Genomic DNA, 12,105 nt, shown 5'->3' on the forward strand with positions numbered 1-12,105 from the left:
TTCCTCCTCATTTTTATTGGTGACTTGGCAAAGCCCGCCTGAAGCCGGCAGGCTTTGCCGAATTGCCTTTACGACTTCTTCTTTGCGGCGCGCGTAAGCAGGGGGATCACCGCCAGCAGCATTATGCCGGCGACGCCCGCGTTGCATCCGCCCGACGAACTGCCGGAGGGGGCCGGCGTCTCTTCCGCGAGCTTGACTATGGCGACCGGGTCGATAATGGAGCAGTCCGCCGGATCGATGTCAAAACCGCCGTTGTCCTGGATGTAAAGCACCAGCTTGTATGTTTGCGCCGGATCGATCTTATCCGTCGGCGCCATTGTCTTATCGTCCATCGTCTGCAGCGTAAAGCGCTTGTTGCCGATGGCGTCCTGATCCTCCGCGTAGGTGAAGAACTCGCCTGTCCCGTCGGGGCGTGTCTTGACAAGCGCCACCTTCTGCGGCGTCTCTGCCATGAGGCGGTCTCCGCTGATAATCATGCCGGCGGCCGCGATCTTGCCCGCGGCGCTTACCTTCACTGAGAAGAGCGGCAGAGGAATTATCGCCGTCACTTTAAGATTGTCCCTATCCTCCGCGTCTTTGACAGCCGCGTTCACCGTTTCGCTGTTAAGGTAAAGGACTCCGTTCAAACCGACTCTGAAGACGGAGACGTCGACGCCGACCGCGGCGGCGATATCTTCTATGACCGCGCTCGTCGCTCCCACTGGCTTCACCGCGTCGATATAATTAGGAACGGCGTCGCCGGTCGGGATGAATCCGGAGATTTCAACATCTGTCACCGGGTCTCCGACTACCGTTATCGAGTCTGAGAATTTACCGTCCGCGGTCGCCGCCGTAAATGTGTAGGCGTAATCCTTTTCATGGCCGGAACGGAGGAGTATCGAAAGATTCCCGTTTCCGGCATCTTCCATGATGACATCTTCCGACGACGCGGCGCCGCTTACAGCGGAGAGCGTCCAGACGACATCGCGGGCATCGGCGTCCGAAGGTCTTACAGAGGCTCCCAGCACCCGGGTCTCGCCCTCTTTCCACGCGGTGTTTGAACCGTAGGCCGTAATTCCCTCGACGGGGATCGCGCCTTGCGTGATTTTAAGGACGCCCTGGACGGAGGCCGTCGTCTCAAAGTTGGAGATATAAACGACAGATCCTCCCGACTGTGACTCGGTATGTCCAAGCAAACCATAGACGTCGGCGGAGATGACGGCGAAGAGATCTTCCGTCCCCGCGCCGTCCTTTGCCTTCACGGTGAGCGTCGGCGTTCCCGCTCCCTTTATCACCTCAAGCTTTGACTTGTCCACGCTCCACGTGTATTTAAGAGAGGAGGCGTCGGCCGTAAGCGGGTATGCGGTGATATGGATATCGCGCGTTTCGCCGCTTTTGATGGTCTTAAGATTATCGGTATCCATCGCGACCGCCGTTACCGGAAGCTTTGCGGGGTCGGTGATGCCGCCGACTGGCTGATCGCGGTTTACGGAAAGCCAATAGCAGTTCTGGTAGCCCCAACCGAAAGCGCCTACGACGCCTCCGACATATCCGGGAGCGCCGGCGAGCTTTTGCGCGGCGGAGACGTTGTCGGCGGTCACAAAACTGTTGAAGCCTCCGAAGATACCGCCCGCGTCCATCCCTGAGACTATGGAGGGGCTCAGCGCGACGTTATTCAGCACCTCTCCCTTATACCAGTGGGAGAATCCCACGATGCCGCCCGCGTACGCGAAGGAGGCCGGCGTGGAAAAGACGCTTCCCAGAACGACGTTGTTGCGGATAATGGCATAGGGGTTTCCACTCGTCATATCGTCGCCCTGCGGCCCGCCGTTGAGCCCCGCGATGCCGCCCGCGTAGCCCCTTTTGGAACTTGTGGCCCGCACTTCGACGTCGGTGACGCAGTTCTCGATGAGGCCGTCCGCCCAGCCGGCGATACCGCCGACGCCTTCGCATTCGGAGGCGTTGACCTTTCCTTTTACAACAAGGTTTCTCACCTTACCGTCGATGGAAATATAGCCGAAAAGGCCCGCCGCCTCGGTCTGTTTCGAGCTGTACAGCGGAACGTTTTCGCATGTCTCTATCTTCAGTCCGGAGATCGTATGGCCGCCGCCGTTGAAGTTGCCGTCGAAGCCCGCATATTCTTTGGTAACAGACCCCCATGATGATTTCTCCGTATAACTAAGATACCATCCGATGGGCGCCCATTCCTTGTCTTCGAGGTTGATGTCGCGCGTCAGGAGGATGTGCTTGTCCTTGAGGCTCACCTTTGTGACCCCCCATTGGCCGAAGGCGACATTGGTTATCTTCGCGAGGCCGGCCAGCTCTTCGGGGGAGGAGATCAGAAATGGATTTTCCGCGCTCCCGCGCTCATTCTTGTAATTGTCGTACCATGACGTATCGGGCGTCCACGAATCCGACGCGCCTATCATCGAACCGGCAAAGAGAATTACGACGAATATGGCCGCCGCCGCAAGCGCGAGGTTCCGTCCGAGTTTCTTAAAGCTCTTATTCATGATTCTTACCTCCGTTTATGGCGCTCCGTTTTTTTAAAACCGAAGCGGCAAACGGAAGGACCATAAAGAGCGAAAGCCAGCCGTAACCGCCTCCATTGCAGCCGCCTGAACTGTGCGAACCGCCGTCGGGGGCTTTTTCCTCCGCCGTGTTGACGACGACGTCGGCTGAAAGCTCCGACCCGTCCACCGTATAGGCAGAAAGCAGATACTGGGCCCCCGGCACGTATTTGAGCAGGGTCGCCTTCAACTGTCTCGAACTGCCGACGTGCGTCAACTCTATGTCGTCGACCGCCGCCGCGTCGCCCGAGGTCACCTTAAGGTCCCAGCGTAAAACGGGATACGACACCTCTTCCGCCGGCAGCAGAGAGGCGGTTATGATCTTTGAATCGCCGGCGCCCGTCAGCGTGACAGACTCCGCGTCAAGCGCGAGAGAGGTGAGCATCACCTTGGTGACGGCGGCGTAGGTCTTTGCCGTCCATGAATTTTCACCGAGGAAGCCGTTTGTCGAGGCCAGTATATATGTCGCGCCCGCTTTGACGCCCCTGACCAGCGCGCTTTCTCTGACAGAGGAGACTATCGAGGCGACGGTGCTGTCGGCCGTCCCCCATGACCAGGCGAGACCGTCCGTTTTTCCCGCGGCGGAGGGGAAGGAGATCGCCTTCTGCGTATAGCTTTGGTTCTCCAGTATCCGCACCGTCGGCGCGGAAATGAGCGCGACGGGCGTCAGCTCGGCGGCGTCGGTCACCTTCGTAACGCTGAGTTTGAGCCTATTTTCGGGAATGTCGACGTCGGCCGCGTAACAGTCTGAGGGGAACCCCTCTCCCGCCAGCCACTCGCATTGATACATTTTAATATTAGTGGGTTCCGGAATGAATCCTACTAAACTTCCCGCGTGGCCGGAGGAGTCGGTCTTCATTACGGACGAACAGTGTTCAAAGTCAAGGTCCTGGCTGTTGTCTTTGACACCGGCAATGCCGCCGGCGTTCACAAAGGCGTCTCCCGCCGCCGCCGACCTGATCTTTATGCTTCCCTGCGCCGAACATCCCACTATTGCCTGCCATTGAACGACTCCTGCTATCCCGCCGGCGTTATTCATATATCCGGCGCGGTTGATGTTAACCGTGGGATGCTGTCCGCCGATGACGTCAATGTCGCATGAGACGGCGCAATTCGTGAGAGCGGCCCCCGTGCCGGTGGTGCCGGCAATGCCCCCCGCGCTGACTGGGCCCACGGCCTCGGCGTTCTTTATCGAACCGCTGAAAAAGCAGTTTTCTATCGGCTGGTTGGCATTTCCACAGAGGCCGCCCAAGCAGGTAACGGTAGTGTTTTTGTCGTTTCCCGAGTTATCGGTGGTTATATACGCCTCGGCGCTGCAGTTGCGAAGCACCATGGCGCCATATCCGGCTATCGCTCCGACATATCCGTCGCCGTACCCCTTTACGCTGCCTTTAAAGGAACAGTTTTCTATCGAGCTGGTCGCGGCTGCTCCCTGCGCCCAGCCGGCGATGCCGCCGACGCGGTAACCCAGATAGTCTCTTCCCGCGATGGTTTCCGGAGCGACGGAGACATTTCCCGTGACGTTGAGGTTCCTGATATTTAAGGTGAGACCACCGTTGAGTATGCCGAAGAATCCGATATACTCTCCGCCCGGCGCTCCGCACTTGATAGCGCCGAGGCCGCCTACGGTGTATCCCTGGCCGTCAAACAATCCTTTGAATGTTTTCCCCGTTATCCCGATACCCGTCCACACCTTGCCGCCCAGGTCGATATCTTTTCCGAGCTTTACCGTCTTGTTGAGAAAAGTTTGCGTCCCGTCGTTGACGAGCTTCGCGAGTCCCGCGAGCTCCTCCGGCGTGTTGATCGTAAAGGTGACGTCGGCGGAGTTCGCCTCGTACCAACTGACGTCGGCGGACTCAATCCAGTCCGCCGCCCGCGCGCTGCCGGCCGGCAATAGAAACGCCGCCATAAGCGCGATAAACATAAATAATATTTTTCTTGACATCGTTATTTTTCCTCCTTGAAATCACTGCACTTTCTTTGACCCTGTCCTGAAACGCCAAGTCTCTAAAGGTATCAAGTAAAGCCGGGAAAAATAACGCCGCGCTTCTTTTCGTGAAACAAAAACAGCAACATTCTGGCTCCTTTCTCCGGAGCCGGAAAACCTTACAAAAAGAGGGAGAGAGCGTTCGGCGATGCAAAACGACTCTCTCCCTTAAAAATATATACGACATCTGTACGCATATAAAATACATGCGGAAGATCGCCGTTCTGCGCCCACTGCGCGTCGCTAACTCCGAATCCCCGGTAGGTCTTCTGGCTTTCGTTCATCCTACTTTACGAAGGCGTTGATGTCCGCTTTCGCATAAACGGCTTGAACTCATAGTCAATGGTTCCGCCGTTTTCCGCGTCTTCTCACCTTGCGGCAATGACATAATGCGGTTTCGTCCCGATTACAGCAGCAGGGGCTGCCCCGGCATATACCGGATTCCCTGACTCCGCAGATCCTGAAATTTCATTATACAGTCTAACATGTGAATTATTTCTGTCAAGAACAGGTTCTTGTCAGGATAAACGCCTGTTCATGCAATTGCGTTGGAATGATAAACTGCGATTTTGTGCTATGCTCTTTCATTGCTCTGGCCTCCGAGCCGGAGTCTGGTGTCGTTGGTTTTGCTTTACAAGCGGTGGCGGAGCAAACCTGAAGCCTCTGGATGCTGGGTCAAGCCCGGCATGACAAGATAAATCGCGATGTTTATTATGAGATACTATAAGAGCGGGCCGGGAAATTCCGGCCCGCTCTTTGCGGAGGAGAATTTTCACCGCTGCGGGGACAGCGGGAAAATTGTGAGGTAGGCTATTTTTTGCCGCGCCTTCTCAGAAGCGGCAGCGCCGCGAGCAGTGCTAACACGGCGAAACCGCCGTTGCAGCCGCCGCTGCTGGAGGACTGTTTCTGCGAGGTCTTTATCAGCGCGAGCGGGTCGACGATGGAGCATTCCGTCGGGTCGATGTCGTAAGCGCCGCCGTCCTTCACATATACCACGAGCTTGTAGCTCTTGGACGCCTCAATGGCTCCGTCAGCCGCCAGGACGGAGTCGTCCATGTTCTGGATCGTGAAGTGGCCGTCCGTATAGTCGGCCGCCGCCGCGGCGTATGTGAGGAAGGTTCCCGTTCCGTCCGGCCGCGTCTTTACGAGCTTGACCTCCTGCGGCGTGTCCGCCATGAGCTTATCGCCGCTGATGATGAAGGCCGTCACCGCCGTGGCGCCGGCAGCCGAGACCTGGGTTTTGAAGAGCGGAAGCAAAACAGCCTTTTCAAGGACGACCTTGTCGTCGGAGATCGCGTTTACGATCGCCTTCTGCGCGACGGAGTCCTCGAGATAGACGACGCCGTTCCCGTTGACTTTGAACGAGCTCATCGAAGCGCCGAGCGTCTTCACGAGCGTGGCGAGCTGCGACGAGTTGATCCCGTTCGCCTTGACCGCCTCCGTTTCGGCGGTCACGACCCCGCCGACCGGCAGGATGCTCGATATCTCTTCGCCCTCAATGACAGAGGTCGTTATTGTGACAGAGGCCGAAGCGCCGCCGTCTTCCGCCGTCGCCGTCAGGGTGTATCCGGCGGCTGTCGTTCCGGCCCGGCGCAGTGTGACGGTCGCGCTGCCGTCGGCGTTTTCAACAAGGGCGATGTCGGAGTCCTGGGCGCCGCCGCTCGCGGCGCTTATCGTCCACTTGACCCTCTGGTTTTCCGCGTCGGAGGGTTTGCAGGCGGCGGTGAACAGGCGGCTCTCGCCCTCCGTCAGCGCCTCGGCGTTCCCGCTGATGTTTATTTCGGAGACGGTGATCGTCTTTGACGTCACTTTGAGGAGGCCTCCCGGCGTCACGGCGATGTCCGTGCTGGCCGCGTCCACGCCGAGGATTCCGGTGACGGAGGCGCTGACGGGGTAGAAGCCCTCTTTATCGGCCCTGACGGTTATCTTTGAGGTTCCCGCGCCCGATACGATCGTGAGGCCGTCGGCGACGGTCCAGTTGTATTTCAGCGCGGAGGCGTCGCCGGTCGGGGGGTAGGCGGCCGCTTCGATGACGCGCGTCTCGCCTGTTTTCAGCGTTTTGAAGCTGTCGGGCGTCAGCACGACCGAGGCGATCGGCAGCAGCGCGGGATCGGTGACGCGTCCCTCGGTCTTACTGCCGCCCCAGCCAAATTCAGGCTGCCCCTCTTTCGCGTAGAGCCAGTAACATTCCGTGTATCCGTAACCGTAGGCGCCGACGATGCCGCCAGTGTAGTTAGGCTGTCCGCCCATGACGTAGTCCGAGGTGGAGACGCAGTATTTCGTCGTCGAGTTGAAGCCGCCCCAGATCCCGCCGGCGTCTGCCATGCTCACGATCGAAGAGCACATCGCGACGCAGTTTTCCGTCGCGCCCCTGTACCAGTAGCCGAAGCCCGCAATGCCGCCGGAGTAGGCCGCGCCTACCGAGGACTTAATGCTGCCATAGGTGACACAGTTGCGCACCTTGCCGCCGCCGATCAGCGAGGCGACGACGCCGGCGTAAGCGTTGCCTTGGCCGGAGGCGTCGAGGTCACAGCTGACGATACAGTTGTAGACGTAGCCGTCCGTCCAGCCGACGAGGCCCGCCGCGCCGGAGCTCACCTTGTTGGTGACGGAGCCCTCAACATAGACGTTCTGTATCGTGCCGGTCGCCGCGAGGTAGCCGAAGAGCCCTGTGGTGTTGCTGATCGTGCCGTTTTTGTCGATCTTGCTTCCGGTCCCCTTGGGCATGTATTCGCCCGTCGAGATGAGCATCCCCGTTATTTTATGGCCGCCGCCGTCAAAGTGTCCGGCGAAACCGCGGAGGTTGCCATAGGCGACCATCCAGCCGATGGGTATCCACTCTTTTTTCGCGAGGTCGACGTCGAGCGTGAGCGTCACATATTTGTCCTTGAAGTCGTCGGAGCCGGCGTTGACGAGGGCGGCAAAGCCCGCGAGCCCCTCCGCGTCCGCGATCCGGTACGGATCGTCGACCGTGCCTTTGGCGGCCGCGGGGCCGTCGTACCAGCTCGTGTCCGTCTTCCAGAACTCCGCCGCCGCCGCGGGGCTGAGCGCGGAGAATGCTAGGAGCAGTGCGAGCGCCAGCAGGTAAAGTTTGTTTGAGTAAGATTTTTTCATGGCTTTATCCCTTCCCCTCTATCCTTTTTTCCGGAAAAGAAGCGCGCAGGGCAAAAACAGCGCGAGCGCCGCGAATCCCGCGAATCCCGCGTTGCAGCCGCCGGAGGAGCCGCCGCCCGACGGCTGCGCGGCCGTGGCGGTCAGCAGTATCGAGTCGGTCAGCGACGAATCGTCGACGCCCCCCGCCGTAATGCGGTAGACGGCGCCCTCGACGTGGTTTTTCAGCGTCACCTTCGCCTTGAGGCTGCTGTCGCCGAAGGATAGGAGAATATCGTCCGCAGAGGCGTTATCTCCGGATACCACCTCGTATGTCCACTTAAGGACCGGGTAGGAGGGGGTGTCGGAGTCGGGCAGGATCGTCGCCGTGATATCGGCGCTCGCTCCCGCCGCGTCAAGCGATATCGCCCGCGGCGAGAGTTCGAGCCCCTCCATCTTCACGCGGTAGACCGCCGTGCCCGTCACCGGAGTGTAGGTGTTTTCGCCGCCAAGCAGATTACCGCAGGAGAGGTTTATCTTGGTGAAGCCGGCAGCCAGCCCCCTGACGAGCGCCGATGCGCCGTCGGCCGTGAGGGATGCCACGGATGGGTCTGAGACGTTCCATGAGATCATTACGTCGCTTTTGTTGTAGGCAGCGGTGGGATATACTGTCGCCGCAAGTGTGAATGATTTGTTTTCAACGAGCCTGATCAGCGGCGTTGTGAGCACGGCCGAGGCCGGCAGATTTGATTCGGATTCCACCGCGTCGTTGCTGACGATCGCCTTATCTATCCCTATATCTCCGCTGATCTCATTCCAGTTTCCCGCAAGCGGCGCAGGAACGCCTTCGCCCTTAACCCAACGGTTGTTTATTATTTTGCATTTGTCCTCTACTTCCCACTCGTTTGTCCAGCGATAAACATATCCCACCAGCGCACCGGCGCAGGCTTTTTCGGGTAGCAGGCTGGAGGCCGATACTTTGCAGCTGACGGAGCTGTTGTGCGCGTAAGTGTTTCCGCCTGTGCCTGTGACGCCGGCTATTCCGCCGGCCGCTACCCAGTTTTTGCCGTCTTCGGCATGGAGCTTAACGGTTCCCGCTACGGCGACGTTATTGATGGGACCATCGTTATACCCGGCGACGCCGCCCGCGCAGTTGTAGTCCGAATAGCTGTCAGTACCAAGACCGCCGCTGACGTCAATGTCGGCGGAAACTACGCAGTTCTGAATGATACAGTTGTTCGAAGAGTTTTCACCGATGATACCGCCGACACGCATCCTTGAGAGGTTATCATCGTATTTGATAGAGCCGGTGAAGGCCGAGTTCTCAATCGTGGATTTGGAAAAATTTTTGCCCAAAATGCCGCCGATTATCATATAAGCGCCCGCTTTTGCGTTCGCGGCGTCGGCTGTAATGTCGGCGCTCGCGGAGCAGTTGCGGATAGTGCCCGCTTCGTTGTAGCCGATTATACCGCCGTTAACTTTCCCGGTCATGCCTCTGAGGCGGCCTGTAAAGCTGCAGTTTTCGACGGGTTCGGAATAATAGAGGCGTCCCGCCACGGTGCCGATATAGTTGTATTTGTCGCCCGAAGCAACGACGTCGCCTTTGAGGATGAAATTCTTGACCGAAGAGTATTGTCCAAGGCAGCCGAAGAGGCCATAATCGCCGTATTTGTCGGAGGGAAGCGGCGTTATTGTGCCGAGTCCGCTTATCGTATGTCCCCTGCCGTCAAAAGCGCCGGCGAACTTGGCGTTATAATTTCCCACCGGCGACCAGACTTTGCCGGAAAGATCTATATCCTTCGCGAGGATTATCATCCGTCCCTTGAAGTCGTTCTTTTTCCCCTCCGCGTCGCCGCTGCCGACGATGACGGCAAGGCCGGCGAGCTCTTCGGGTGTGCTTATCGTATACGACGAGGCCTCTTTGTCGCTCTCATACCACGCGGTGTCCGCGCTCTCGACCCACGAGCCGTCCTGCGAGGCGCAGGCCGCCATGACGAGGAGCGTCAGCATCGCAAGCAGCGCAAAGCAGGCGCAGCGCTTTCTTTTGAATGCCGCCAACAAATCAAACATAATAATGATCCCCTTTCTTACGTTCAGGTTCAAGCAAAAAACATTCTCCCGATGTCCTCAACCGCTGTTTTCCCCGGCGATCACCCCTTTTCAGAGAATTTTCATAAAAAAGCGGAGAGCCATCAACGACGACAGCTCTCCGCTACGGACACATGTGACAATAGTCCAAATGTTAGGGCCGGCGCTCCATCTGAGCTGCCTAGGCAGTTTCCTCTCCGCGCCAGGTTTCCCGGCTCCCGTTCATCCTCGGCCGCGCCTTCTCATCCTTTCGGACAATGGCTTACGCGGCTTCGTCGCGGTTACGGTGACAGTGGTCGCTCCGGCATCACACCGGATTCCCATACTTCGCGAAAAGGCCGATATTCAATTATCCCGCCGTGCTCAGCGGCTCCTTAGAACGTCCACATCAGGGTCGCATAGAATGCCCTGCCTTGTATCGGATACCAGAGCGTGCGCTCCGGTCCGTTGCCGGTGGCGAAGAGCAGCACGTCGGGGCCGGCGTTGAAGATGTCGTCTACGCCCACCACGAGTTTCAGGTTTTCCCTTATCAGATAGCGCACGCCGAAGCCCACGGTCGTGAGGTTGTCCCAGCCGACCTCGCCCTGCATGTCATAGTAGTTTTTGCCGATGTGGTGCAGCTCGGCAAAGAGCGTCGCGCGGTCGTCCTTCAATATTTTCCTGCTCACGCGCAGCAGCCCCTCCCATTCGGGCCGGTTGGGCAGCGGCGTATCGTACATATAGCCGGGGGTCTTGTTCGTGGCGTCCATCCATGTAGCCGAGAGATAAACGTCCCATTTGTCGCGTTTGACGGTGGCCTCCAGTTCGATGCCGGAGACCTCGGCATCGCCGATGTTCACGTACTGCGCGTAGCGCGGGTTGACCATCAGGTAGTCGATGAGGTTGTTGGATTTACGGTAGAAGTAGGTCAGCTCGGCCTTGACCTGCGCTTTGGACAGTTCTCCCTCCCAGGAGATACCGGCGTCATACTGTGTGCCGTCCTCCCATTCGAGCCCCGTGTTGGGGATGATGAAGGCGCCGTCGCCGTAAAGCTCGTAGAGGTTCGGCGCGCGGTTATAGGTGCCGCCCGTCACCTTCGCCGTCCAGCCTTTGCCGAACTTTTTTGTGAGCGCCGCGCCCCAGGAAAATTCCGTGACGCCCTCCGCCGAGTTCCACCTGACGATGGGGGTGAGCCAGAAGTCTCCCGCCTTGTTGAGGCTGATAGTGTCCTGTATCTGGCCGTTCCACGAGTTGCGCGTATGGTTCTCGCGGCCGCTGAATTTCTGCACGATGTCGCCGGTGGTGTGCAGTTCTTCGTTGTAGTAATTCCAGAGGAACTCTACGAGATGGCGGTCGCCGACCGGCAGAGAGCCGTCAACGGCGGTGCCGAAGCGCTTTGTCTCATATTTATTATGCTGTTCGCCCCAGCCGCCGATGACGTCGCTCGGGTCGTCGTAGTCCTTGGTCTGGTTGAGGTATTCAAGGCGCAGGCCGAGGTCGAGGTCGCCGAGCTTCTGGCGGCGGCTCACGATCATGTTCCACTGGTCCGTCACCTGCGTGGCGCCCGCAACGCTGTCCGCTTTGTCGGCGCCGGGGGCCGAGTAGGGCAGCTCACGGTCGTTGCGTTTCCAGCCTCCCTCGATCTTCCAGTTGTCGTTATTCCATTTAAGCAGGACGTTGGAGTTCTTATAGCCGTTGTTCTGGCGGTTGGCGTTGTAGTCGTCGCCGGGAGTGTAGGGGGTGTTGTTGTCGTTCAAGTATTCAAAATCGCCGTCGGTGCGGTCGAAGTTGACGGAGGCCATGAAGGCGCCGCCGCCCAGGGGGCTGTTGTAGGTCGCGCCGCCGGTGAACCTTCCGAATGAGCCGACGCCCATGGTAACGGAGCCGCCGGCCTTTTCGGGTTTTTTGGTGATGATGTTGATGACGCCGCCCATCGAGGCGCCGCCGAAGCGCGCCGGGATATAGCCGCGGTAGACCTCTATGCGCTCGACGTTTTCCACGGGGATCGTCGTGAGGTCGACGGCCGGTTCGCTGCCGAGGTTCATCAGCACACCGTCTACATAGACGGAGACCTGCGAGGCGGAGCTGCCGCGCACGGAGGCGGTGGTGTAGGCGCCGCGCCCCTTGGTCTCGATGATGTGCAGCCCCGGGACCTGTTTAAGGAGTTCGGGAAGGTTTTTCTGCTCTCCCTTCATCTCCTGCGGTTTGATGACGGTGACGGTGCCGGGCGACAGCAGCAGCTTGTCCTCTTCCCCCGCGTCGGCGGTGATCTTTTCCGCGGGCAGTTCCGCCGGCCGTTCGGCGGCCCCGGCGCCGCCCGGCGTCAGGCACAGTAACGATAATAACGCAATGGCAATAAAACTTTTTCTCACTTTGGCAGCCCCTCGCTTATATTTGCAAAGGCAGAGCCGG

At 58.8% G+C, this 12,105-nt stretch carries 5 protein-coding genes and 2 riboswitches; all 5 genes read right to left on the reverse strand.

Translation table 11 applies throughout. The features are described 5' to 3' along the window. Window positions 1-68: 68 nt before the first annotated feature. Window positions 69-2,492, reverse strand: coding sequence for a Synerg-CTERM sorting domain-containing protein (locus CLOEV_RS01950; RefSeq protein ID WP_034441584.1), 2,424 nt, complete (start codon window positions 2,490-2,492; stop codon window positions 69-71). After that, complete coding sequence (locus CLOEV_RS15680) at window positions 2,485-4,494, reverse strand: GLUG motif-containing protein (RefSeq protein WP_051484822.1); 2,010 nt, start codon at window positions 4,492-4,494, stop codon at window positions 2,485-2,487. The genes CLOEV_RS01950 and CLOEV_RS15680 overlap by 8 nt, the downstream gene beginning before the upstream one ends. A gap of 284 nt (window positions 4,495-4,778) precedes the next feature. Then, window positions 4,779-5,007, reverse strand: a riboswitch (cobalamin riboswitch). A gap of 339 nt (window positions 5,008-5,346) precedes the next feature. After that, window positions 5,347-7,650 carry an Ig-like domain-containing protein gene (locus tag CLOEV_RS01970; RefSeq protein ID WP_034441593.1) on the reverse strand — a complete coding sequence of 768 codons (2,304 nt, stop codon included), beginning with the start codon at window positions 7,648-7,650 and terminating at the stop codon, window positions 5,347-5,349. An 18-nt stretch (window positions 7,651-7,668) separates the two neighbouring features. Next, the gene (locus tag CLOEV_RS01975) at window positions 7,669-9,696 is read right to left on the reverse strand and encodes a GLUG motif-containing protein (protein WP_156938454.1); all 2,028 of its coding nucleotides are present in this window, start codon (window positions 9,694-9,696) and stop codon (window positions 7,669-7,671) included. Between the two features lie 202 nt (window positions 9,697-9,898). Beyond that, a riboswitch (cobalamin riboswitch) is annotated at window positions 9,899-10,061 on the reverse strand. Between the two features lie 27 nt (window positions 10,062-10,088). Beyond that, the gene (locus tag CLOEV_RS01980; RefSeq protein ID WP_034441597.1) at window positions 10,089-12,065 is read right to left on the reverse strand and encodes a TonB-dependent receptor plug domain-containing protein; all 1,977 of its coding nucleotides are present in this window, start codon (window positions 12,063-12,065) and stop codon (window positions 10,089-10,091) included. Window positions 12,066-12,105 lie beyond the last annotated feature (40 nt).

Source organism: Cloacibacillus evryensis DSM 19522, assembly GCF_000585335.1.
Lineage (GTDB): Bacteria > Synergistota > Synergistia > Synergistales > Synergistaceae > Cloacibacillus > Cloacibacillus evryensis.